Here is a 23,459-nt window from a genome sequence, read left to right on the forward strand (position 1 = left end):
GGCCGAGCAGTCAGAAGGTGCTACCGTTCCAGCCCCAGAACGCCCGGGGCGCGTCGGAAAATTCTGTGTATATCCTTCCTTTGTCAATACCGGTAGCGGACTCCATAAATTCCGCGAGGATCGCTGATAACTCGGTGGTACGGGAACCCGGCAAGCCGATGGACTTCAGTTCGAGATAGGCGCAAGGTGCGTCGGTTCCGGCAAAACACATGGGTTTTTGCGGCTCGATGGCGACCATGACATATTGCTCCGGCTTGCCCAGTGCCTGGGCTACCAGTGCAGATGCCTGTTTCAGCAGCGCGGGCTTGTCTGATTCATTCAGTCCCGTATTGGTTTGTATGGATAAATATGGCATGAAGGCCTCCTCGGTAATGTGATCTCAGAGTATTTACCATGTTGGAGTGTGGTCGCCAACTTTGGGCTGGTACATGATCAGGTGTTTGCGTGACAGGTGTCATGCGCTGTTTGCTGACAGGCAAGGTTTGTGAAATGAATAATGATAAGCGTCGTTATGCCCCGGCTTGTGACCGCAACCGGGAACCGATACTCGAGGTGCTACGCAATGCATTGCCTGCGTCAGGCAGTGTGCTTGAAGTGGGTAGCGGTACCGGTCAACACGCGGTGTGGTTTGCACCAGTGTTTCCCGGTCTGCAGTGGCAGCCGTCAGATAGAGTCGATAATCTTGACAGCATTGATGCCTGGCGTGAGCACGAGAATTCAGCCAATGTTTTGCCGGCCATGGAGCTGGACTTGTCACGGTATGCGTGGCCGGAACAACGCTATGATGCCGTTGTCTGTATCAACACCATTCATATTGTTTCCTGGGAGCTGGTGCAGGCGCTGATTGCCGGCGCCGGCCGAAGTTTGCGGCCGGGCGGGGTGTTCTATGTTTATGGTCCGTACCGCTATCGCGACAGGCCGCTTGAACCCAGCAACGAGAATTTTGATCAGTGGCTCAAGGATCGTGATCCGTTGAGCGGGATACGCGAGTTCGAGACGATCAATGATCTGGCAGGCATTGCCGGGCTTGAGTTCGTCGAAGATCGATCGATGCCAGCCAACAACCAGTCTATCTGGTGGCGCAGGCGATAGAGCAACCTTGTCGCGGGTATCGCCTGGCGCTCATAATGCTAGCGCATCAGATGAATACCGCTGCGGGCTTTCTCCAGTGCATCCTGCAGGTTGTTGAAGCCGCCGGTGCGTACACGACGGTCCAGGCCGCGAACGATGCGTCGTACGATTGCAGGGCCTTCATAGATAAAGCCGGTATATACCTGGATTAGGTCAGCCCCGGCCACGAGTTTCTCCCAGGCATCATTGGCATCGGTTACGCCACCGGCGCCGATGATGGGCACCTTGCCCTGTAGCTGGTTGTAGAGTCTGCGAATGACGGATGTTGACAGGTCCTTCAACGGTGTACCACTGAGCCCGCCTTCATCGGGAAGACCGATGTAGTCATCCATGCCCGGTCGAGTGATCGTGGTATTGGTCGCAATAACGGCATCCCATTTGTGTTTCAGTACCAGTTCAGCAATGGTTTTTATGCTGTCGTCATCGAGATCCGGTGCAATCTTCAAAGCCAGTGGCACGTAGTGGCTACGCGTGCGGGTCATCATGACTTGCTCGTTCTTCAGCGACTCCAGCAGGTTTTCCAGGTGCTGAGCATTTTGCAGGTCACGCAAGCCGGAGGTATTGGGAGAGGAAATATTGACCGCAATATAATCGGCATAGGGGTAGACCGCACGCATGGCGGTCAGGTAATCGTCGACCGCGTTGGACAGGCTGGTATTGCGATTCTTGCCAATATTGATGCCGGTAATGCCGCGGCGAGGGTTGTGTTGCAGCCGACGCAGGAACCGGTCAACGCCAATACTGGGAAAACCCATTCGATTGATAATGGCGGCTTCATTCGGGTAACGGAACAGGCGTTTGCCCGGGTTGCCTTTTTGTTTTTCCGGGGTCACGGTTCCCAGCTCCACCCAGCCAAAACCCATGTCGGCAAACGCCTGCGGGCAACTGGCATCCTTGTCGAGACCGGCGGCCAGGCCGACCGGGTTGGGAAAGCGGCGATCCAGCAGTTCGACCGGCAGCCTGGTGACAAAATTGCCGCTAAACAAGCGAACAATCCAGCCAATACCGGGAATAAGGTAAAGCATGCGCAAGCCGCGCAGGATCAGCTTGTGTGCGATTTCAGGGTGCAGCAGAAATAACAGCGGTCGGATCAGTCGTTTGTACACGAGTAAAGCTCATTCAAAGGTCAAATCGGCCCTGCATCATACCGGAAGCGTCAGCGCCGACAAATTTTATCAGGGAGTTCGCGGGTTTTCGGGCCGGGCTCAGAAGTCTTCGTCCGGGCGCAGGTAGCGCCACTGGCCTTCGGGCAGCTTGCCCAGCCTGACCTGGCCGATGCGTACTCGCTTGAGCCCGGTAACTTTCAGTCCTACCGCGTCGCACATTCGTCGAATCTGGCGTTTCTTGCCTTCCTTTAATACAAAGCGTAACTGGTCCTCGTTCAGTCGCTCCACGCGGGCTCGTCTAAGCGGTTTGCCGTCCAGCTCAAGACCAAAACACAGTTTTGCCAGTATGGCGGCACTGACATTGCCTTCGACCCGTACCAGGTACTCCTTTTCAACATCCGAATGTTCGCCGATCAGGCGTCGGGCAATTCGGCCGTCCTGGGTCAGGATCAGCAGGCCTGTCGAATCAATATCGAGACGCCCGGCAGGGGCGAGGCCCTTAAGGTGATCGCGACGGAAGCGTGGACTGGCGTCATCGCCAAACCGCGACTCCGGGCGAACCAGGTCGATGGCCGGCTTGTAACCTTTTTCTGCTTGCCCGGAAACCACGCCAACCGGTTTGTTCAGGAGAATGGTTACCTGGCGCTTTTGCTGTTTGCTGGCCTCGGCGGTTAGCTCGATCTGGGCTGACGGGTCAATCCGGGTGCCCAGTACGTTGACCGGTTGGCCGTCTACCTTGACCAGTCCTTGTTCGATATAGCGGTCGGCCTCACGTCGCGAGCACATGCCGCGATCAGCCATAATCTTGGAGAGCCGGATTTTTTCCATGAATTTCCTGTTGCAGCCGGACCCGGTCCGGGCGATTACCAAGGGTTGCCAAGCATAGCTCAAACCGGATCCTGATGCGCGAGGTGACGTCAGCCGCGCGGATATCTGGTATGCTCCTGCGCTTTCAGGAAACCGTTTCAGGGCGAAAAATGGCCTGCAAAATCAGGCCGCCGCCGCAGGAGATTTGCATGTCAGACAAGCTTAACAAGGTCAGCTCCCGTATCACCCAGCCGCGTTCGCAGGGCGCCTCGCAAGCCATGCTCTATGGCACCGGCATGACTGAAGCGGATATGAACAGGGCCCAGGTGGGTATCGCATCGGTCTGGTGGGAAGGCAACACCTGTAATATGCATCTCAACGACCTGGCCACCATGGTCAAGCGTGGCGTCAGTGATGCGGGGCTGGTGGGCATGCGGTTTAATACTATCGGTGTATCAGATGGCATTTCCATGGGTACCGAGGGCATGTCCTACTCGCTGCAATCGCGTGACATCATCGCTGATTCGGTTGAAACCGTTATGGGTGGACAGTGGTATGATGGCCTGGTCACTATTCCAGGGTGTGACAAGAACATGCCTGGTGTCATGATTGCCATGGGCCGGTTGAATCGCCCGGCGCTCATGGTTTATGGCGGCACGATCAAGCCCGGTCATTTCAGGGACAAGACACTGGATATTGTTTCGGCATTCCAGAGTTACGGTGAATACATTGCCCAGAAGATTGATGATGATGAACGCCAGGGCATCGTGCGCAATTCTTGCCCGGGGGCGGGCGCCTGTGGCGGCATGTATACCGCCAATACCATGGCGTCGGCTATCGAGGCCATGGGCATGAGCCTGCCATACAGTTCATCCACACCGGCGGTGGACAAGGGCAAGCTTGATGAATGCCTTGCTGCCGGCGCTGCCGTGCGTAACCTGCTCGAAAAGAACATTTGCCCTCGCGATATCATGACCCGTGAAGCGTTTGAAAACGCCATGGTGATTATCATGGCGCTGGGCGGCTCCACCAATGCCGTACTGCATCTTATCGCCATGGCCCGGGCTGTTGATGTGCCGTTGACCATCGATGACTTCCAGTCGGTGAGTGACCGGATTCCGTTCATTGCGGACCTCAAGCCAAGTGGGCGCTATGTTATGGAGGACCTGCACAACATCGGCGGTATTCCTGCGGTTATGAAGTTCCTGTTGGCCGAAGGCTTGATTAATGGTGATTGCATGACTGTTACCGGCAAGACTATCGCCGAGAATCTTGCAGACGTTCCGGGGCTTAGCGAAGGCCAGGACATCATCCTGCCGCTGGATAAGCCCATCAAGGACAGCGGTCACATCCAGATTCTCAAGGGTACGCTGGCACCGGGTGGCTCGGTTGCCAAGATCACCGGCAAGGAAGGGCTGCGCTTCGAAGGGCCTGCACGTGTCTATGATTGCGAAGAAGATATGCTCAAGGGTCTTGAGAACAACGAGATACAGAAGGGCGAGGTTGTGGTCATTCGCTACGAAGGACCCAAGGGTGGGCCCGGCATGCCGGAAATGCTGACACCGACTTCTGCCATTATGGGTGCCGGCCTCGGTAACGATGTGGCCTTGATTACCGATGGTCGATTCTCCGGTGGCTCGCACGGTTTCATTATCGGTCACGTGGTACCGGAGGCGCAGGAAGGCGGTCCCATCGGCTTGATCAGGAATGGTGACATTGTGACTATCGACGCAAACAAGAATATTCTTGATGTGGCGGTCAGTGATGATGAAATGGCGGCACGCCGGAAAGACTGGGTCATGCCTGAGTACAAGGCCAAGCGCGGTACCTTGTACAAGTATATCAAGAACGTAAAGAATGCCTCGGAAGGCTGTGTGACCGACGAGTAAGCCGGACCGGTCATTGGGTGGTCTACAGGAGATGAGCAAAGACAGGAAGATCAGTACCGCGACCTACGTTATGGTCGGCATCATCGTGCTGGCATTTGTCGGCGCCATGGCATTTTTCCGGTACCACATACCGGGTGAAGCAGAATTGCAGGCCAGTATCCGGAAGGCAGAGCAGGAGCACGGCGTCGATAGTCCGAAACTGGCAACTGTATTGTCACTGGCATCCATCAAGTACCAGATGATTGGTTACCCGGAGAAAGCCGCGGAGATGTACCAGCGTATTCTTGATATTGACCTGAAACACAATGATGAGGTGTCGGATATCGTGATTCTGTCCATGCAACGGTTGGCGAGATTGCATGATGCGGCGCAGGAGTACAGTAAAGCCACGGAGCTGTACGTCCGTGCGCATGGGCTGGAGCAGAAGCTGGTCAAAAAGACAGCATCGCGGCTTGACGAACTAATGCGTAAACAGAAGAGCAAGCCGGGCCTTTCTGCTGAAGAGCAGGCGGAAATATCCGGGCTGAGTATCTACCAGCCGATCGTTGTCAGCACGTTGAAGACTTCCCTGGCCGGGCTTGATCCGGTCAAGGACAAGGCGCTGGTTGCACTGCTCAAATCAAGACTGGCAACACTGACATCTGCTCAGGCCAGGTAAACCACTCCGGGAGCGGAGCATGATACGGAAGCTGATAATCAAGTTGCTGATATTGCTGCTGGTGGTTGGCGCCTGGCTGTTTTATTTCAACCCGGCAATGATGAGCCGGATCAATCCCGCATCAATCAGGCAGATGACTGAAGGCATTGGCAGCACTATCAGCACTGATTTGCCGTCGGTCGAGATTCCAACAACAACTCGCGTCTATCAATGGCGCGATACCGACGGCAAACTGCATGTAAGTGATCAGCCGCCAACAGATGGATCGGTTGCTGAGGAAAAGCTGTATCGCTCCGACCTTAACGTAGTGCCGGCGACCAAGTCTTCGGAAGCCAGGGAGCCGGCTGCGAAAAACTCAGCAACATCTGACCCCGCTGGCCCAGAGACCCATGCATCCGGTAATGATGGCAAGACCGGGAGTGACAGCTCCGGCCCACTGGATGCCTACAAGGATCTCATCAAGGAAACCCATCGAACACGAGAAGCGCTGGAGCAGCGCCAGCAAAACCAGGCTGATGTGATTAATCAGTAATCAATAATTAATAATTATATATTGCTATTACCAGGCTCGACTCAACGTATTCGGGCTTGCCTCCTGCTGTTTTTATCCTATATTTAATTAAATGTTATTTTTACTCCGGAATATGACTCGGCATTTTTGCCTGAGCCAGGTGCCGGGTCTGGTCTGACGAATGACTAAGGAATAGGGGTGCCTGAAAGAACCGTATGCGTGGATTGCGATACCGGGAGAAAGATGGGTTGCGCAACGTTTTGTTGTCGACTATGGGTGCGCCTGTCCGAAGAAGAGGCCGTCGCCTTTGGCGGGGATCGCGCCTTGCCCAAGTCTGAAGACGGGTTATGTGTGCACCTGGATCGACAATCCCATCTTTGTTCCATTTGGGAGGGTCGCCCGGCAGCGTGCCGTGGCTACGATTGTAATCATGATCGATTCCTCCAGGTTGTACTCAAGGAAGGGTTTCAAAGTCTGAAACAGGTGGTAACCAGCAAGGTATTGATTCCGCTGGAGTGTCACGTCCAGATCCCGGTGGTATCCATTAGTAGCGAGAGTGACTGGTTGCCGGAATCCACATGATTATAGGTTAGCAGCAGACAGTGGTTGATGAAGTGAAGCGTGAGCCGGCACGGTATTTGGAGCTGCGGCGTGCTGCCCGGGGCCGGGCGACTTATCCCGCGCGCTTCTTAACCGGCTCAAATCCTTCAGGCAGTATTTGTTCCTGTTCAAGGTCGGTGAAATTCCACAGGTTGTGGTCCAGCATCTGGCTGGGTGCAATATTGCCGGCGGCATTGAGAATGTTGGCCGGGACCTTCGGGTTTTCCGCGGCCAGGTCGGCAATCAGTTTTTTCACTTTCTTGCGCGTCATGTTTTCCTGTGAACCGCACAGGTTACACGGGATGATCGGGAACCGTTGTTCGTTGGCGTATTCGATAATGTCCGATTCCTGGCAGAATGCCAGTGGCCTGATCACCATGTTCTGCTTGTTATCGGTGAGCAGTTTCGGCGGCATGGTGCGAATAATGCCGCTGTACATTATCGACATCATCAGGCTTTCAATAATGTCATCACGATGATGGCCGAGTGCGATCTTGTTGAAGCCGTTTTTCTCGGCATAGCCGTAAATGGTGCCGCGACGCAGGCGTGAGCACAGCGAGCAATAGGTTTTACCCTCGGGGATTTTGTCCACCACCACCGAGTAGGTGTTCTTTTTGTAGATTTCGTAGGGGTAGCCTTTTTCATCCAGCCATGCGCGCATGCCGGTGTCATCCCAGCCAGGCTGCTGCTGGTCGAGCGTGAACGCAAATATATCGAAACTGTACTTGGCCTTGATTCGCGCCTTGTGCAACAGGTTTAGCAGGGTGAAGGAGTCCTTGCCGCCAGACAGGCAAACCATGACCCGGTCGCCGGCCTCGATCATTTTGTATTCAGAGATGGCCTTGCCCATGTAATGGAACAGTTTTTTTTCAGCTTGGGTCTGGGCCATGGCGGTGCTCGCTGTATTGATGATGTTGATTCAGTGTAGTGGGTACTGAACGAAAATGGGGCCAGCCGCCGAAGCATGCTGGCCCCACTCATGGAACTGAGCTTCTCGGGCGGATTAGGCCTTGAAGTTGTCCATGTTGTCGGTATTCTTGTTGCTACCGTCTTCGAAGCCGGCATCATAGGCTTCGGTGTGACGCTGTTCTTCACGGTCAGGGTTCTGCAGGTAGCCACCCATCCAACCGAGCATGTACTCACGGTCAATGCCTGCTTTTTCCATCTTGTCGACGATATCGTAATAAGTCTGGTCCATAATACGCTCCTACGCCCGAAAGCATGGTCTGAAAATTCGAGGGCGCAATATTATGCCTCGCTAATATACGTGTCAACGTCCAGAATCGTTCTGTCGGCGTCGATTTTTGATAAAGTACCGAAAAAACCGGTGGCAGGCGGGAAATTCACCGGAAATGAGCCGGATTAGAGGAGGAAACGGCTATGTATAACGAACATTTTGGTCTTACGGAGGCGCCGTTTTCCATTGCGCCGGATCCGCATTACCTGTACCAGGGAAGTCGCGACCGCGAGGCCCTGTCGCATTTTCGCTATGGCATGCAGGTGGCGGGCGGTTTTGTCCAGCTCACCGGCGAAGTGGGAACCGGCAAAACCACGCTGATCCGGGCCCTGCTTGAGGATTTGCCCGAGGACGTCGATGTGGCGCTGGTGCTGAACCCGGCCATGACCGTGCTGGAATTTGTTGCCACCATTTGTGACGAGTTGCATATCAAGTACCCGAAAAAGAGCCACACCCTCAAGGATCTGGTGGACCGGCTGAACGCGTTCCTGTTGCACAACCATGCCAAGGGTCGTCAGACCGTGCTGATTATGGATGAGGCCCAGAACCTCGAGCCCGATGTGCTCGAACAGGTGCGGTTGCTGACGAACCTGGAGACCAGCAAAAAGAAGCTGTTGCAGATCATCCTGGTAGGGCAGCCCGAGCTGTGCACGAAGCTGGCGCGCCATGATTTACGCCAATTGGCACAGCGCGTCACTGCGCGCTACACCTTGCGCGCGCTCAGCCGTGCCGAGACTTTTGAGTACATCGTGCATCGCTGCCAGGTGGCGGGCGCCAGCAGGGCGCTGTTCAACCGCAGTGCCATGGGCTGGGTCTACCGACTTGCCCGGGGTAACCCGCGCGTTACCAATATCATTTGCGATCGCTCGTTATTGGGTGCATTTTCCGCCAATCTTCCCTATGTGGATAGCACCATCGTTCGTCGGGCGGCGGCAGAGGTCGGCGATAGCGTGCCTGGCAGGCTGTGGTGGCGCTGGCCAGCCAGCATTGCAGCGGGCCTGGTAGCGGCCAGCACTGCCGCCGCGGTGTGGGCATACTGGCCGCAGCCGCTCAGCAATGCCTCGCATCATGTGATCCCGGTCACTCAGGCGCCCTCGGTGTCTTCAGCTGCTCAGCCGGTCGATGGCTCGCTGGGAGCCTGGCTTGCCGATGCGACAATAAAATCCGATACGGACACGGCATTTCAGGCACTGTTTGCCAGCTGGCAGCTCAATCTTGGCGAACTCGGTCAACGCACCGGTTGTGAGCTGGCGGCCGACGCGGGGCTGGACTGTGTGTTCAATACCGGTAGTTGGAAGCATCTGACTGGCTATAACCGCCCGGCCATCCTGGAGTTACTGGATGAATCGGGTCAGCGTCATCATGTGCTGCTGACCAGGCTGGATGGCGACGTGGCCGAAATCCAGTTTGGTGACAGGGCGGAGCGATTCAGCCGCCTGGACATAGACCGTTACTGGTATGGCAAGTATTTGCTGACCTGGCGCCCGGCTATTCGCAGCGACAGTCTTCGCGCCGGTGATCGCGGTGCGGATGTTTTGTGGTTACGCCAGGCGCTGGCCAGTTATAGTGGTGAGGATGTGCCTCAATCGGGGGATTATTTTGACGATGCCGTGGCCGAGCAGGTCAGGGCGTTCCAGGTTGCACATGGGCTCTCCGCTGACGGCGTTGTTGGCCGGTTTACCCTGGTTCATCTCAATGTCTATATGGCCAAAACTGCGCCGCCGATGCTGACGGCGATCGGGAACCGGACAAAAGGATAATTCATGTCCTACATACATGACGCCCTGAAGCGGTCAGAGGCCGAGCGGCAAAAGCGCCAGGCTGAGGGTCGTCAGCAGATGGATCTTGCTGACGCGATGAATTCCCCGATTGCGAACACGGTGCGCCCACGTTCTTTGCCAAATATGGCGGTGTTGGCAGTCCTGTTACTGGGGCTGGCCGGTGCAGGCTACTATGTTCTTCCGGGTGCAGAAAGCAGTGCCCGTCATGAGGCTGCCGAGCCTCTCAAGGTTCTGCGGCCTGCGGTGCCAGGCGCGGCACCATCGCTCCCGGTCGTCGCTGCTGTTCCGATAACTCCCGAAAAAGCCGGTGGAGCGAGTATCGATGCACCCTACAACAGTTTGCCGTATTACTGGGAAATCGATTCCCTGGTGCGCCAGCGGCTTGGCGAAATGACGGTTACGATTCATGTCTATGCTGACAACCCGGCGCAGCGATTCCTGTTTCTGAACGACAGGGAGTATCGTGCCGGCGAGGCAACGACGACGGGTGTGCGTGTCGAGCGCATAGAACCGGAAGGCGTTGTGCTCAGCTATAACCAGCATGTCTTTCGTCTGCCGCGTCCGCGTTAGGAGCGCAGGGCCTGAATCGGTGATACCGGGTCGAACTAGCGGTGAAAGCGAAACGCGAACGCCTGGCCAGGTTCCCTGGTCAACCAAACTTGGTTATCTGGACTTCATTAAACTGTGCCAGAGCTGCCTTGTCTTCGTCGCTCAAGGATAAGGCAAAGGGATCATCATCATTCGGATCAGCGGGGGTTTCGTAACCACAGCCGCACCTGCCCTGGCCGGGCTTGAGTATGGCGGTGCAGTTGGGGCAGGTGGTGCCGGGGTTTTCGTCGGCCGCCTGGCCATCCAGCGTTATGCTGCCGGGAGACACAGAAGCAGATTTGCCTTCGAGTACCTGCTGCGCCAGGCGCATGGCTTCGCTGGCAGAATGGATGCCGGGCGCAGTTATTGCGACTGCTGCGTGTCTGGTCGATTGTGTTACTTCAACGTGGCTGGTTAGTTCGCGCATGTCGCCGGCGGCGATGTCCGGCGCGCCAATTGTTGGCAATGTCGGTGCGCGAGGCTTGCCGAGTTCACCCAGTGATTTTTCCTGTATAGCGCTGACCTGGTCGCGAATATCCTCGCGCACTTTCTTGACCAGCATTCCCGCCCTGGCAATGAGCTGGGCTTGCTTGGCGATTTCAGCGCTCCTGGCAGCTTCCTTGCTTCGAGCTGCTTTGCGGGCAGTTTCGGCCTCTTGAGCCGCCTTGGCTTCTTCAGCCGCCTTGGCCTTCCGTTGGGCTTCCGCGTGTTTTCTGGCCTGCTCAGCGGTTTGTTCACGGGCTTTTTCAGCGGCTTCCCGGGCCTTGCGTTCAGCCTCGGCTTTGGCCTTGCGCTCAGCTTCCTGTTTTGCCTTGAGGACGGCTTGTTCCCGAGCTTTTAATTCTGCGGCTTCCCGGGCCTTGCGTTCAGCCTCGGCTTTGGCCTTGCGCTCAGCTTCCTGTTTTGCCTTGAGGGTGGCTTCTTCGCGCGCTTTGCGCGCCGCTTCCTCCTGGGCCTTTCGATCCATTTCTGCGCGAATGGCTGCCAGTTTCACCTCTCGCGTTGCTCGCGATTTTGCCAGCACGGCTTCGGCAGCAGTAATCGCTTTCTTGATCTCCGTCAGGCGTTCGTGATTTTCAGCCAATTCCTGTTCGGCGACCTCCGCCTCACGTTTTGCTGCGTTCAGCGCTGCTTTGCGGTCTGCGTTGTCAGGATCATTGTTCAGGTGGGTGGTGGCGACCGCAACTGCTTCGCGAGTCTGGTTCTGGCGGGCGACGAGATAATTCTCGTAGGCCAGGTCTTCCTGCGCATCCAGCAAGACATTTTGCGCCTGATCCTGCTCCGGTGTGGGGTTGAATGAAAATCCACAGGCGCACACGCCCTCGCTGGGAGGGACAGCCGATTGGCACAACGGACACTCGTGATCGTACATTTATCTACCCCGGGAAAAACAGGCCTTTTCCAAAACAGGCTCAATAATATAGTGAATAATTATACTATGGCATTGCATATTTTTTAAACTATGACACTTCGGACAAGTCGCGGCCCATACCGGATGAATGGTTCAGTTACCCGGCGATATGCCCCTGCCAATGACCTATTCTTGAGCAATACATTAATCCCTATGCTTGGCGAAGCGTTACTTTTCGGCCATGGCTCCCTGTTGCGGTTTGAGGCCAGGAATGACGTCAGGGGGGTGTCGGCAGGTTGAATGGAGGATGTATCGTCATGGAAAGACTGGCACTACGAAATCTGGTTTCCAGGAGTGCACCGAAACAAAATGTTACCGAAGTTAGGGAAATCAGCGTAAACCGAAAAACACAAATTTTGGTGGTGGATGATTCCAGAACCCAGATTTATGCGCTGCAGAAAGTATTGGCAGAGGCGGGATATGATGTGCTGGCAGAAAACAACGGGCGCGAAGGCGTACTTTCGGCCAGGCGCAACAGGCCGGACCTGATTTTGATGGATATTGTCATGCCAGGGGTAAACGGGTTTGAGGCCACGCGCAGTTTGCGCAGTTATCCAGAGACAGTAGATATTCCGGTTATTATTATCAGCGGCTCTGACCAGGCATCAGACAGGGTCTGGGGTATGCGCGTTGGAGCCGATGCTTTTATGGCCAAGCCATTGCAGCGGACATTGTTGCTGGAAAAGATTACCGCATGTATCGGGGCGGGAGAGGTCAAAAACCGGGATTACCAGGCAAGGCAGTTGGCGGGTTTGACGGATCACGAATAGCGTCCCGGAATTCCAGTTTCCCGCTTTCCTCGGCACGTGGCCTTGATCAGGGCTGTAGCCGCTTCAGTCTTGCCAGTTTTCGTCTGTCCTGTTTTTCCGGTCGTGAGGCAGGTGCAATGCGTGACACCGAGCGGTGTTGTCTCAGTTGCTGTCGACGCTCCTGGCTCTGCGCGGTTTCTTCGTAGAGCAGGGCGGCTTCAGCTGCACCGCGCCTGATATTGCCGGGTTTCAGTATGGTTACGATAAAGTGCTCCTGGCCACGGGTTATGTGCAGTTCATCGCCAATGCGAACCCGTTTTCCGGGCCGACTGCGCTCGCCGTTTACATGGACCTTGCCACCACTGATGGCTTCCGTTGCCAGGTTGCGGGTTTTGAAAAATCGTGCCGCCCACAACCATTTATCCAGTCTGACAGCAGCTGCTTCGGTGGTCTCGAGGATATGATTCAATTTGACGTCCGTCCCGGGTTGGATCCCAGTGATAATAGCCCAACTTGATAATTTGCGGCGCTCATATGTGCGCTGCGCGGGGATTTCCAGTACTATTTGACCAATTGGTAATTAACAATAATAACGACGTAATCGTGGAGGACGACGGTATGTCCATTGAGCGACGAGAAAGCCCACGTGCCATCCTGAATCGGGAAGCCGTGGTCAAAACCAGAAACCTGCCCATTTACAGGTGCCGCATTCGTGACATCGGCGCAGAAGGCGCATTTATTGAGCTGGACGATCACATACTGGTTCCGGAAATGAACGTCAACCTGGAGCTGAATATACTTGTTGATGGGGAAAACAAGGTATTGGAGCTCAGTGCTCATGTGTATCGTGTATCTGCTGATGGCGTCAGTCTGCGGTTTGAGCAAATGGATATTGATCGCTACGGGGCAGTACTGGGCCTGGTATACAGCGGTTGATCGACTTAACCATGACGGTTGGTCAAGAGTAACGCGTTAGCATGCAGGATTTTCAGGAAGTGATAAAAGACTATTTAAGCGCCAATTTCTGGGTGGCGCAGGTATTTGTTGTTGTATTCCTCGTGCTGCTTCTCAATTTTGTCCAGAAGCGAATATTAAACAGATTGCACGATCGCCTGAGTCGTACCAGTAAGGTATGGGACGATGCGGTAGTCGACGCCTTGCGTCGCCCGTTGACCTTGCTCATCTGGATAGCGGGGTTGGCGCTGGCTGCAAAGTTCGTCCAGCAGGAGACTGAAGCAGTAATTTTTCAGGCAATCGACCCCATTCGTGATGTGGGCGTGATCGCCTGCATCACCTGGTTCCTGATGCGGCTGACCCGCCGGATCGAGTCCAATGTCGTGGAGAAGAACCGGAGCATCGGCAAGGACCTGGATATTACGACAGTGGATGCAATCGCCAAGCTGGTGAGACTGTCTTTCTTTATTACGGCAGCTCTCGTTATCCTGCAGACTCTTGGCTTCAGTATTTCCGGTGTCCTGGCATTTGGCGGTATTGGTGGTATTGCCGTTGGTTTTGCGGCAAAGGATTTGCTGGCCAATTTTTTCGGTGGCCTGATGATTTATCTTGACCGGCCATTTGTTGTCGGGGACTGGGTTAGGTCGCCGGACCGGGAGATCGAGGGTACGGTTGAGGAAATCGGCTGGCGCCTGACGGTGATCCGGACTTTTGACAAGCGCCCGCTTTATGTCCCGAACGCCACCTTTGCCAATATCGCGGTGGAAAATCCGTCTCGTATGACAAACCGTCGAATCTACGAGACTATCGGCATACGCTATGAAGACATGAGCAAGATGGCCGGAATCGTGGCCGATGTCAGGGCCATGCTGGAGTCGCATGCGGACATAGATCCGCAGAAAACCCTGATTGTGAATTTTAACAGCTTCGCTCCCTCCTCACTGGATTTTTTCGTCTATACTTTCACCAGAACGACCGACTGGATCCGTTTCCACGAAGTCAAGCAGGATGTATTGATACGCATCAGTGATATCATCCAGCGGCACGGCGCAGAGGTGGCCTTTCCCACATCGACGGTCCATGTTCGCGGGTACGAGCACGAACCCCGGGAAAACTGATCACCGGGTAATGCTGGTTCGCGGGTTCCGGGTCTGGTGCCGTACCAGTCAAGTTGGCAAGTATCATAAGGTCGCGGGTAGCCGTAACGTCCCTCGTCAAAACTATATGGCCCTGGGAGGGGCCGGCAAATGAAGTTGGGTTTGCGTACTGGTAATTCGTACGGAGGTTGGAAAAAATGTTGCACGAACAGCGGGATCTTGAAAGAAAACCGGTAGAGCTGGTTGTGACACTCAGCAGTGGTAACCAGAAGCGCGACTGCCATATTCGGGATATGAATCTAAATGGCGCCTTTATCGAGTGTGGCTGCCAGGGGCTCAACGTAGATGATGATGTGGAGCTCAGTATCGGTTCTGCAGGAAATGGTTCGGAGCACAAGGTTCCGGCCAAGGTGGCGCGTATCGGTGACAATGGCGCAGCACTGAGATTTCGCAAGTTTGATATAAGCACCTTCGGCTCCATTCTCAAGTTACTGTACGTCAAGTAGGGTTCCCGAGTAGATTGCCGGGGCGGTTGTTGCGCGGGCGTGGTATGCTCGCGCCAAATCAACAAGTGACACCCGTTTCATGAAGCTTTTTGCGGCACTGTACGAACGCGTAATCAACTGGTCCCGGCATCGTCATGCGCCAGCGTATCTTGGTGTCCTGAGTTTTGCCGAAGCCTCGTTTTTCCCCATACCAACCGATGTTATGCTGGCGCCGATGTGTCTTGCGAAGCCGGGGCAAGCATGGCGCTATGCCGCCATTGCCACAATCACTTCAGTTGCGGGCGGGTTGGCCGGGTACGTGATTGGTTATTATGCGTTCGGTTTGATAGAGCCGGTGCTGCACAGTGTTGGCTACTGGGATGAGTACCTTCAAGCCAGGGACTGGTTTGAGCGATGGGGTTTCTGGATTGTTTTTGTTGCCGGTTTTTCTCCTGTTCCCTACAAGATATTTACCATTACGGCCGGGACCATGTCGCAATGGCTTGTTCCGTTTGTTCTTGCGTCGCTGGCCAGTCGTGGCGCACGTTATTTTCTTGTTGCAGGTATTATCCGGTTTGGTGGTGAGCCGATGGAGCGTGTCATCAGGAAGTATATCGACCTGGTTGGCTGGTTAATGGTTGTGCTTGTCGTCGTGGCTATCGTGTTGCTTCGCTAGCAGCCGGTTTTCCGGTTTCTGTAGAGAATAAAACTGCAATCATCGGGCTTGCCTTCGTCGGTTGCCATCTTCTTTCTGACGGCCGCAAGCAGCTTATTTGCAGCTTGTTTGACGGGCCCCTTCCTGATCAATTCAACTATTTCATCGGCAAGCAGGTTATCGGTGACTCCGTCGCTGCAAAGCAGCAGGGTATCAAAATCCGCCATCCTGATAACGGAGCCCAGTTCAATTCGCATATCAGTACTGCCAACAAGGTTGGAAACGAAGTGCCTGTCTTCGTGTTGCAGCGCCTCGTCTTCGGACAGCATGCCGGATTCGACAGCATATCCGGTTGGAGAGTGGGGAATGGTCTGCAGTCGGATTCGCCCGCGTTGTCCGCAAACCAGGATTTCGGAATCGCCAATGTGAAAATTTCTGAGTTGCCTGTTGTCAATGATAACTGCAGCAAGAGTGGTTGCCGCGCCTGACTGCCTGTTAATAATAGCCTTGTTTGCCCTGTCAATAGCATTGATCATGTCAGCTGTAGCATCTTCTCCATCCGATTCAATAACCTCGGATGCAAGGGTCTGAAGTGTCTGATGTGAAGCTCCGGCACCTCCGGGCTGACCGCCGACGCCATCGGCTATTGCAAGAATGATTGCACCATCATCTCGTTGACCTATCAGGATGGAGTCTTCGTTACCTGTTTCCTTTTCAGGTGAGCATTCGCTGGTCCAGCAGACTGTTCCCGAAGCCATCTCGACACAGTCTGCTTCACTGGAGAAATCCTGGTTGATTATCTGGTAGCGAGACACGTTGTTGATCCGGGAATCAATCCCACTCCATATTTTCCAGGTAGCGTTGTAACTGCCCGGCAGTGCGGAACTTCTTTCTGATCAGTGTCTGCTTCAGTCCGTTGCAGATACCTTTTACTTGTGGTGGATGCTTGGCGTAGTGCTTGGCGCCACCGATGCAATCATAGAGTATTCTGACCATGTCGTTCACGTCAGTCTGGATGAGCTCACTTTTTGCAGATGTCATGTAAAAAAGATCGAGAATCTTGATATCGAACTCAAGGCCGCGGCGCTTGATCATGACGTTGCCATCATGCAGATCTCCGTGGTATTCACGGTGGCGATGAATACAGTCCATGCCACTGGCTATGGCGTGCAACAGGTGCAACCCTTCGTATACGGAGAGCCGTTTTCCGGGTTGCCGGGCAACAAAGTCGCTGAGCATCTCGCCGTCGACAAACTCGGAAATCAGGCAGGTTATTGGCTGGTTGCGAAAACTGATGGTTTCCTGGTGATGATACTGGATCAGTATCGGGCATTGCCTGAGTTTATGCAGCTTCTTTGCATAGAATTTCGCCGCACTGTCCTTGATGTTGCGCTTCGGGAAGAAAAACTTGGCGGCACGTTCAATGCCGGTCCGGGTTTCGATGATCTTGTATACTTCACCTTCCCAGCCTGCGCCCAGGAGGCTGATAATTTCATATTTCTTGGCGATAATGCGGCCCGGGGTGAAATTGAAACTGTCGATATCCGGCAGGGTACCGGTTCTTTTTACAGCTGGCACAGTATGTCTCTCCGCAGGGTCTGTTCTGTCCCGATCATTGACCGACAGTGCATGTTGCGCCGGCGATCGCCGTGTTATTGTTCTGCGCAAATTGCTGTGATTAGCATAATATTGTTTTTCTCTTGAGTCGACAGTTATCTGTTTATGCTTTCAGTCGAGGCGTGATATACCGCAAAGGAATCGGGTTATGAAAACTATTGCTGCCAGTATAGTGCTGCTTCAGTTGCTGTTGACGGCTTGCCCAGCAAGCGAAGAGACCAGGATCAGGCAGGCGCTGGAGGCCATGCAGGAAGCAGTCGTGCAAAAGAATGCCGGAAAGTTTGTCTCCTACCTGGCTGATGATTTTGAGGATCAGCAGGGCCGGGATGCGCGTGCAGTCCGTGGCTACGTGGCCGGGCTGCTGCTGCGCAATAGCAGGGTTGGTGTCTATATCGGGCTGCCGGAAATCAAGATAAATGCCGACCATGCCCGGACAGAATGCACGGTAACGGTAACCGGCGCTGATGGACTGATTCCGGAGCGCATGCGTCGTGTAGTGTTATTGCTGGATTGGGTCAAGGTATCGGGTGACTGGCGTGTTTTCCGGGCAAACTGGCATGAGCCAGGTGAATAGCGGATGCAGTCGTAACTGCTAACCGTTAATAGACTAAATGGGCAGAAACTTGTCCCGGAACCGGATGACTCAGTGACGAGTGGGTCGCGGCGAATTCATGTGATCGGCGGCAAAAATCTGCTCGACATCCACGGCGTCAAATTCATAGCGGGCATTGCAGAATTCGCAGTGACTCTCGATGTTGCCGCGTTCAAGCAGGAGGTTGTGTACATCATCGTAGCCAAGTGTGCGAATGGCGTTGGCCACGCGCTCACGTGAGCAAGGACAATGAAAGCTGACCGGATCCGGATCAAAAAGTCTCAGGTTTTCTTCGTGATAAAGGCGATGGATCAGTGTACGCGAATCGACTTCGAGCAACTCTTCCTTGGTCACGGTAAGTGCAAGTTTGACCGCGCGATTCCAGGCGTCATCATCAATTTCCGCGTGATGTTCTGCCGGTAGCTGTTGTAGCAGCAAGCCAGCTGCACAGTGTTCGTCGGCAGATAACCATAACCTGGTACCAAGTTGTTCGGATTTTTCAAGATAGTGCTCGAGTATTTGAGCAACGCTGTGACCATTCAGCTCAACAATACCCTGGTAGCGCTGTTTCAGGTTTTTCTGATCGATAGTGATGATCAGTCGCCCGTCGCCAAGCAATTTCCTGATATCGCGATGCGGTTTGTCGAGACCCTCGGTTTGTTGATCCCATTTTGCCATGGCGCGATGGCGCCGGTCGCTGGTGCATTCCACTACAAGGAAGCTGACCGGGCCGTGACCCTGTGCCTGGATGATAATCGATCCTTCGAGCTTCAGTGTAGCCGTAAGCAGTGTTGCCGCGGCGAGCAGTTCACCGAGCAGGCTGCGAACTGCGGCAGGATATTGACCGCGTTCCAGTATTATCTGCCAACTGGATTCCATGTGCACGGCTTCGCCGCGGACAGGGGCGTCCTGAAACAAGAAGCGCCAAAGCAGGTCGTTGTCAGAAAGTGGTTTGGTCATGGGCGCGGAAGGTTATCAGACATACCCGTCTTGTCATAGCGCTGAACATCACTACAATTCGGCGCCTGGAAGTTGACTTCAGTCAGGGTAACCCTATGAGCACGATGGAATTGATTTTTGATGTCGCCGAATCCGATTTTGATGAGCGGGTGATTAACGGGTCACACGAGGCTACGGTACTGGTGGATTTCTGGGCTGACTGGTGTCCGCCGTGCAAGGCTCTGACACCGGTCCTGGAGAAACTGGTGCCGCAGTACCAGGGCAAGGTTCTGTTGGCAAAAGTGGAGGTCGACGACAACATGCGCCTTGCCGGTCGCTATCAGCTGAAGGGCTTTCCCACAGTATTGTTATTTGTCGACGGCCAGGAGGTGGATCGTTTTGCAAGCTTTCGCAATGCGGACTTTGTGGCGCATTTTATCGAAGGTCATCTGCGTAGCTGATTTGCTGGATCACCCGGCGACAACGCGCTCCGGAGGGTATTGACTCAATAGTCGGTGAAGGCTTTCCGTATCCTCGGAGGGCGCATCGCGAAACGCCAGTCCGATCCCCCTGTTATCAATTCGCGCGATTCGGGCCCCCAATCGCTGGTGATTGCCTTGAGGGTCTGTCGAGACCGGCAGGATAAGCTCAACATGGCTGCCGAGGCGCAATCGTATGTGTCCGGTTTCAACATATGCACCACGCTGACTAAGGTTGCTGGTCTTGGCGCTGATCAGGCCAAGACCGCTGTAATAGATCGAGATATTGACCGATATTGGAAATCTCGGTGTCCAGCGGCGTTCTGTATTCATAGACTCTTCCCTCGGGTTGCGGGGGCTGCCTCTTGCCACCAGAAATGGCTGTGTCGGACTCCCGTGTGCCTGGCGTATCACGCCGTCACTGTCCCCACCGAACTCTTAAATACAGTTGTCGTTTTCTGTTCTTTATATTTTTTATGCAGGCAAAAAATCATTTTATGCCTATAGTCAGACGAGTGTCTAGCTGAAAGTCAGAAAATCAGGTGTTTCATCGGTTACAGGTCGATAAATCGGCGAATGCTTGCCCAGTGTTTGCGCCAATAAGGTGTATCCAGACGATCAATGCGGACTTTTTTTCCGGAAGACGGGGCGTGAACAAATTGCTGGTTTCCGATGTAAATACCCACGTGCGACGATTTTTTCCCCTCCTGGTTAAAAAACAACAGGTCGCCGATACGCATACTGGAAGCGGTAATCGCGCGTGTGGCCTTGCGTTGTGATGTAGTGCTGCGGGCGACGTTCATGCCGGCTTCGCCGTAGCTGTAGTGAACCAGTCCGCTGCAGTCAAATCCCTTGGCCGGATGGTTGCCGCCGTAGCGATAACGCTTGCCAACCATACTTTTTGCAACCTTGGCTGCCGCGGTTTGCACAGTTGCCGCATCGCCCCGCCGAACGTCGGCCGTTGTTGCCGGGCTGTTGGCGCAACTGCAAATCAGAAAAACCAGGGAAGCGGCCAGGGAGCGGGCAAGGGTTCGATTTCCGGTCATGAGCGTGGTATCTCCTGATTGTTGTCCAGGCGCCGTCTACAGGCCGGTTGTAGACAGTGTTGTTAAAGTGGCACGTTGCCACATACGCTGGAACCGGTCAGTAAAATCCCGGATGCGCGGTCTGTAGTCCCGGATAAGGACTGAATCCAGGTTGTCGAGGCTGGGTTGATGGAGTACGAGGCTGTCATCAATAATCAGCAGGAATTCTCTCAGGCCGCGGTAGGGTTCGGTGGTTTCACGGATGCTGACTCGATCGGAAACTTTGCGAAAATTATCAAAGAGTATCGGGTTGCGACGCCGTGTCGTTGCCGCGTCTTCAAGCAACAGATAAAAATGGTTGTTCTGATGTTGTGCGCAGAATCGGGCCAGCGCCTCGCCCCATTCGGTGCTGTTAAAAAGGGCGTCGGACAGTGTGGGCGCGAACAATCTCAGGTTGCGCGTGGCCCGGGCCGGGGCAGATACCAGGATATCGCGTACAACGGCGGGGTCGTGTACATGCTCCAGCGTTCCCGATGATGATTGGTCTTCGCTCATGAAGTCGCGGCCTGATCGAACATGTATCCATGTTCGATCAAACAGGTGCCGAGGTCAACCCGGGCCGAGGCGACGGGTTCAGACTTTCTTGATGGCTTTTGCCTGGGCAATGGCGTTGCCTATGTAGTTGGCAGGCGTCATATCGAGCAATGACTGTTGCGCATCGCCGGGCAGCGCAAGCGTCTTGATGAAATCGGCCAGGGTTGCCTGGTCCATGCCGGCCCTGCCACGGGTAAGTGCTTTCAGCTTCTCATAAGGTTGATCAATTCCGTAGCGGCGCATGACTGTCTGGATGGGTTCAGCCAGCACTTCCCAGTTGTTGTCGAGATCTTTCAGCAGCAAGTCACGATTGGCTTCCAGCTTGCCAATGCCGCGCAGGCAGGAACTGTAGGCGATCATGGAATAGCCGAGCCCGACGCCCATGTTGCGCAACACGGTGGAGTCTGTCAGGTCACGTTGCCAGCGGCTGATGGGCAGCTTTTCCGCAAGGTGCCCCATGACCGCGTTTGCGATACCAAGATTGCCTTCGGAGTTTTCGAAGTCTATGGGATTGACCTTGTGCGGCATGGTTGATGAACCTACTTCACCTTCAATTACCTTCTGCTTGAAATAGCCAAGCGAGATATAGCTCCAGATATCACGGTTAAAATCGACCAGGATGGTATTGAACCGGGATACGGCATCAAACAGTTCAGCGATGTAGTCGTGCGGCTCGATCTGGATGGTGTAGGGATTCCAGTGAATACCAAGCTTCTCGACAAATTGCTCGGCAACATGTTGCCAGTCTATATCCGGGTAGGCGGACAGGTGCGCGTTGTAGTTGCCGACAGCGCCGTTGATCTTTCCGAGTATGCTGACGTCGCGTACGCGCTTCATTTGTTCGGTCAGTCGCCAGGCGACGTTGGCCATTTCCTTGCCCAGCGTGGTTGGCGATGCCGGTTGCCCGTGAGTACGTGACAGCATTGGCGCGTCCGCGTACGTATGCGCGAGATCAACAACGGCATTGATAATCTCGGCCATTTTGGGCAGCAGGATCTGCTCGCGCGCTTCCTTGAGCATGAGTGCGTGAGACAGGTTGTTAATGTCTTCCGAGGTGCAGGCAAAATGAATGAATTCCTGAACCGCTTCGAGGTCAGTGTTGCCCTTGATTTTCTCCTTGAGAAAATATTCAACCGCCTTCACATCGTGGTTGGTGGTTGACTCGATTTCCTTTACTCGCCTGGCGTCTTCAATGCTGAAGTTGTCAACAATGCTGTTGAGCAGCTTATCGGCATCCTTGTGGAAAATGGGTACTTCCTTGATCTGGACATTGGTGCTCAACATTTGCAGCCAGCGCACCTCAATAGTGACGCGTGACCGGATCAGGCCGAATTCACTGAATACGGGCCTCAGTGACGCCGTGACGCGGCCGTAGCGGCCATCCAGCGGTGAAAGAGCGGTAAGGTTGTCCAGAGCCAAAGTATCTGCCATGTGTTTTTCAAGCCTGTTGTTCGGTGATTTATCAGGAGTCCGGCGAGGCCGATCCCAGCGACCGGCGAATGATACCACCTCCGAGGCAGACGTCACCCCGGTAAAACACGGCGGACTGCCCCGGTGTGACGGCGCGTTGTGGTGTGACGAATTCGACGCGCAAGCCTTGTTCCGAGGGGAAAAGGGTGCAGGCCTGCTCGGGTTGTCGATGCCGAATGCGGGCTGTGCAGGCCAGTGGCAGTCCAGGCGCCTCGCCGGCGATCCAGTGGGGCGCCAGGGTCTCCAATGCCGGGCTGTAGAGCAGTGAATCGTCTCCGGTGCTGACGATGAGGGCGTTGTTCTCAATATCCTTGTCGACGACAAACCACGGTCCACCCGGTCCGCCAACGCCCAGGCCCTGGCGCTGGCCAATGGTGTAGTACATCAATCCATCGTGCCCGCCCTTGAGCTCGCCGTCCGGGGTTTTGATGTCGCCAGGCTGGGCCGGCAGGTAAGAGGACAGGAACTGGCGAAAATTACGTTCGCCGATGAAACATATCCCGGTGCTGTCCTTGCGATCGGCGTTTGGCAGGCCGGCGGCCTCGGCCATGCGTCGAATCTCCGGCTTGGGAATATCGCACAAGGGAAACAGGCTGCGGCTTAATGCTGCCTGGTCGAGCAGGTGCAGGAAATATGTCTGGTCCTTGTTGTCGTCTTTGGCCTTGATCAGCTCAAAGCGGTCGCCGGTCTTGCGGATGCCGGCATAGTGGCCGGTAGCAATCGTGTCTGCGCCAAGACTGAGTGCATAATCCAGGAATGCCTTGAACTTGATTTCCTTGTTGCATAGCACGTCCGGATTGGGTGTGCGATTGGCCTTGTATTCTGCCAGAAAGTATTCGAACACGCGGTCCCAGTACTCGCCGGAAAAATTCACTGTCTTGAGCGGGATATCGAGAATCCGTGCTACCTCGGTGGCTGATCGCAGATCCTCGGCGGCAGAGCAGTATTCGTCCGTATCATCCTCTTCCCAGTTTTTCATGAATACGCCGGTGACCCGGTAACCCTGTTCTTTCAGCAACAAGCCGGCAACAGCGGAATCCACGCCGCCGGACAGGCCCAATACAACATGCCGGGAGGTGATCAT

The 23,459-nt window shown here is 54.7% G+C and carries 29 protein-coding genes; 14 read left to right on the forward strand and 15 right to left on the reverse strand.

Annotated features, from left to right (window positions below):
* Positions 1-10: 10 nt before the first annotated feature.
* Positions 11-355, reverse strand: a complete 345-nt coding sequence (locus tag OEZ10_07490) for a phenylpyruvate tautomerase MIF-related protein (protein MDH5632822.1) — start codon at positions 353-355, stop codon at positions 11-13.
* Positions 356-489: 134 nt separating this feature from the next.
* Here OEZ10_07490 and OEZ10_07495 point away from each other — a divergent pair, with 134 nt between their 5' ends.
* The gene (locus tag OEZ10_07495; protein MDH5632823.1) at positions 490-1,092 is read left to right on the forward strand and encodes a class I SAM-dependent methyltransferase; all 603 of its coding nucleotides are present in this window, start codon (positions 490-492) and stop codon (positions 1,090-1,092) included.
* 38 nt (positions 1,093-1,130) lie between these two features.
* Here the strand turns inward: OEZ10_07495 and OEZ10_07500 are convergent, their stop codons facing one another.
* Positions 1,131-2,237 carry a quinone-dependent dihydroorotate dehydrogenase gene (locus OEZ10_07500; protein ID MDH5632824.1) on the reverse strand — a complete coding sequence of 369 codons (1,107 nt, stop codon included), beginning with the start codon at positions 2,235-2,237 and terminating at the stop codon, positions 1,131-1,133.
* Positions 2,238-2,336: 99 nt separating this feature from the next.
* Positions 2,337-3,065, reverse strand: coding sequence for an rRNA pseudouridine synthase (locus OEZ10_07505; GenBank protein ID MDH5632825.1), 729 nt, complete (start codon positions 3,063-3,065; stop codon positions 2,337-2,339).
* Between the two features lie 188 nt (positions 3,066-3,253).
* On the opposite strand from OEZ10_07505, the gene ilvD reads away from it, so the two are divergent.
* From ilvD to OEZ10_07525, 4 genes are all read left to right on the forward strand, one after another.
* Entirely contained in the window at positions 3,254-4,933 is a 1,680-nt protein-coding gene (ilvD, locus tag OEZ10_07510; protein ID MDH5632826.1) for a dihydroxy-acid dehydratase, read from the forward strand.
* Positions 4,934-4,964: 31 nt separating this feature from the next.
* Positions 4,965-5,591: a hypothetical protein gene (locus OEZ10_07515; GenBank protein MDH5632827.1), complete on the forward strand. Its 627-nt coding sequence runs from the start codon at positions 4,965-4,967 to the stop codon at positions 5,589-5,591.
* A gap of 19 nt (positions 5,592-5,610) precedes the next feature.
* Positions 5,611-6,123 (forward strand): DUF4124 domain-containing protein, encoded by a 513-nt coding sequence (locus tag OEZ10_07520; GenBank protein MDH5632828.1) that lies wholly within the window; start codon positions 5,611-5,613, stop codon positions 6,121-6,123.
* Between the two features lie 177 nt (positions 6,124-6,300).
* Positions 6,301-6,684, forward strand: coding sequence for a YkgJ family cysteine cluster protein (locus OEZ10_07525; protein ID MDH5632829.1), 384 nt, complete (start codon positions 6,301-6,303; stop codon positions 6,682-6,684).
* Between the two features lie 91 nt (positions 6,685-6,775).
* Here OEZ10_07525 and ttcA read toward each other — a convergent pair whose 3' ends face one another.
* Positions 6,776-7,591, reverse strand: a complete 816-nt coding sequence (ttcA, locus tag OEZ10_07530) for a tRNA 2-thiocytidine(32) synthetase TtcA (protein ID MDH5632830.1) — start codon at positions 7,589-7,591, stop codon at positions 6,776-6,778.
* A 114-nt stretch (positions 7,592-7,705) separates the two neighbouring features.
* Positions 7,706-7,900, reverse strand: a complete 195-nt coding sequence (locus tag OEZ10_07535) for a hypothetical protein (protein MDH5632831.1) — start codon at positions 7,898-7,900, stop codon at positions 7,706-7,708.
* A gap of 182 nt (positions 7,901-8,082) precedes the next feature.
* Here OEZ10_07535 and OEZ10_07540 point away from each other — a divergent pair, with 182 nt between their 5' ends.
* Together OEZ10_07540 and OEZ10_07545 are read left to right on the forward strand one after the other, a co-directional pair.
* Entirely contained in the window at positions 8,083-9,699 is a 1,617-nt protein-coding gene (locus tag OEZ10_07540) for an AAA family ATPase (protein MDH5632832.1), read from the forward strand.
* Between the two features lie 3 nt (positions 9,700-9,702).
* Positions 9,703-10,290: a general secretion pathway protein GspB gene (locus tag OEZ10_07545; GenBank protein ID MDH5632833.1), complete on the forward strand. Its 588-nt coding sequence runs from the start codon at positions 9,703-9,705 to the stop codon at positions 10,288-10,290.
* Positions 10,291-10,369: 79 nt separating this feature from the next.
* Here the strand turns inward: OEZ10_07545 and OEZ10_07550 are convergent, their stop codons facing one another.
* Positions 10,370-11,680 carry a hypothetical protein gene (locus OEZ10_07550; GenBank protein MDH5632834.1) on the reverse strand — a complete coding sequence of 437 codons (1,311 nt, stop codon included), beginning with the start codon at positions 11,678-11,680 and terminating at the stop codon, positions 10,370-10,372.
* 368 nt (positions 11,681-12,048) lie between these two features.
* Here OEZ10_07550 and OEZ10_07555 point away from each other — a divergent pair, with 368 nt between their 5' ends.
* The gene (locus OEZ10_07555; protein ID MDH5632835.1) at positions 12,049-12,489 is read left to right on the forward strand and encodes a response regulator; all 441 of its coding nucleotides are present in this window, start codon (positions 12,049-12,051) and stop codon (positions 12,487-12,489) included.
* A gap of 46 nt (positions 12,490-12,535) precedes the next feature.
* On the opposite strand, the gene OEZ10_07560 is transcribed toward OEZ10_07555, so the two are convergent.
* Positions 12,536-12,937, reverse strand: coding sequence for a S4 domain-containing protein (locus OEZ10_07560; GenBank protein MDH5632836.1), 402 nt, complete (start codon positions 12,935-12,937; stop codon positions 12,536-12,538).
* Between the two features lie 149 nt (positions 12,938-13,086).
* Between OEZ10_07560 and OEZ10_07565 the strand changes: the two genes are divergently transcribed.
* From OEZ10_07565 to OEZ10_07580, 4 genes are all read left to right on the forward strand, one after another.
* Entirely contained in the window at positions 13,087-13,404 is a 318-nt protein-coding gene (locus tag OEZ10_07565; GenBank protein MDH5632837.1) for a PilZ domain-containing protein, read from the forward strand.
* A gap of 59 nt (positions 13,405-13,463) precedes the next feature.
* Positions 13,464-14,540 carry a mechanosensitive ion channel family protein gene (locus OEZ10_07570; GenBank protein ID MDH5632838.1) on the forward strand — a complete coding sequence of 359 codons (1,077 nt, stop codon included), beginning with the start codon at positions 13,464-13,466 and terminating at the stop codon, positions 14,538-14,540.
* 176 nt (positions 14,541-14,716) lie between these two features.
* Entirely contained in the window at positions 14,717-15,025 is a 309-nt protein-coding gene (locus OEZ10_07575) for a PilZ domain-containing protein (GenBank protein MDH5632839.1), read from the forward strand.
* Positions 15,026-15,104: 79 nt separating this feature from the next.
* The gene (locus tag OEZ10_07580; GenBank protein MDH5632840.1) at positions 15,105-15,680 is read left to right on the forward strand and encodes a DedA family protein; all 576 of its coding nucleotides are present in this window, start codon (positions 15,105-15,107) and stop codon (positions 15,678-15,680) included.
* Here the strand turns inward: OEZ10_07580 and OEZ10_07585 are convergent.
* Both OEZ10_07585 and OEZ10_07590 read right to left on the reverse strand, forming a co-directional pair.
* Positions 15,677-16,474, reverse strand: coding sequence for a serine/threonine-protein phosphatase (locus tag OEZ10_07585; protein MDH5632841.1), 798 nt, complete (start codon positions 16,472-16,474; stop codon positions 15,677-15,679). The two genes, OEZ10_07580 and OEZ10_07585, sit on opposite strands and share 4 nt — an antisense overlap.
* 16 nt (positions 16,475-16,490) lie before the next feature.
* A complete protein-coding gene (locus tag OEZ10_07590; protein MDH5632842.1) occupies positions 16,491-17,237 on the reverse strand; it encodes a protein kinase in 747 nt (248 codons plus the stop codon).
* Between the two features lie 187 nt (positions 17,238-17,424).
* On the opposite strand from OEZ10_07590, the gene OEZ10_07595 reads away from it, so the two are divergent.
* A complete protein-coding gene (locus OEZ10_07595) occupies positions 17,425-17,850 on the forward strand; it encodes a nuclear transport factor 2 family protein (GenBank protein ID MDH5632843.1) in 426 nt (141 codons plus the stop codon).
* A gap of 69 nt (positions 17,851-17,919) precedes the next feature.
* Here OEZ10_07595 and hslO read toward each other — a convergent pair whose 3' ends face one another.
* Positions 17,920-18,828 (reverse strand): Hsp33 family molecular chaperone HslO, encoded by a 909-nt coding sequence (gene hslO, locus OEZ10_07600; protein ID MDH5632844.1) that lies wholly within the window; start codon positions 18,826-18,828, stop codon positions 17,920-17,922.
* A 95-nt stretch (positions 18,829-18,923) separates the two neighbouring features.
* Between hslO and OEZ10_07605 the strand changes: the two genes are divergently transcribed.
* Positions 18,924-19,268 (forward strand): thioredoxin domain-containing protein, encoded by a 345-nt coding sequence (locus OEZ10_07605; GenBank protein ID MDH5632845.1) that lies wholly within the window; start codon positions 18,924-18,926, stop codon positions 19,266-19,268.
* 9 nt (positions 19,269-19,277) lie between these two features.
* Here OEZ10_07605 and OEZ10_07610 read toward each other — a convergent pair whose 3' ends face one another.
* From OEZ10_07610 to mnmA, 5 genes are all read right to left on the reverse strand, one after another.
* A complete protein-coding gene (locus tag OEZ10_07610) occupies positions 19,278-19,619 on the reverse strand; it encodes a PilZ domain-containing protein (protein MDH5632846.1) in 342 nt (113 codons plus the stop codon).
* Between the two features lie 221 nt (positions 19,620-19,840).
* Positions 19,841-20,332 carry a C40 family peptidase gene (locus OEZ10_07615; GenBank protein ID MDH5632847.1) on the reverse strand — a complete coding sequence of 164 codons (492 nt, stop codon included), beginning with the start codon at positions 20,330-20,332 and terminating at the stop codon, positions 19,841-19,843.
* A gap of 36 nt (positions 20,333-20,368) precedes the next feature.
* A complete protein-coding gene (locus tag OEZ10_07620; GenBank protein ID MDH5632848.1) occupies positions 20,369-20,866 on the reverse strand; it encodes a hypothetical protein in 498 nt (165 codons plus the stop codon).
* A gap of 78 nt (positions 20,867-20,944) precedes the next feature.
* Positions 20,945-22,336, reverse strand: coding sequence for an adenylosuccinate lyase (purB, locus tag OEZ10_07625; protein ID MDH5632849.1), 1,392 nt, complete (start codon positions 22,334-22,336; stop codon positions 20,945-20,947).
* A 31-nt stretch (positions 22,337-22,367) separates the two neighbouring features.
* Entirely contained in the window at positions 22,368-23,459 is a 1,092-nt protein-coding gene (gene mnmA / locus OEZ10_07630; GenBank protein MDH5632850.1) for a tRNA 2-thiouridine(34) synthase MnmA, read from the reverse strand.

Source organism: Gammaproteobacteria bacterium, assembly GCA_029880545.1.
Lineage (GTDB): Bacteria > Pseudomonadota > Gammaproteobacteria > Acidiferrobacterales > SZUA-150 > JAOUOD01.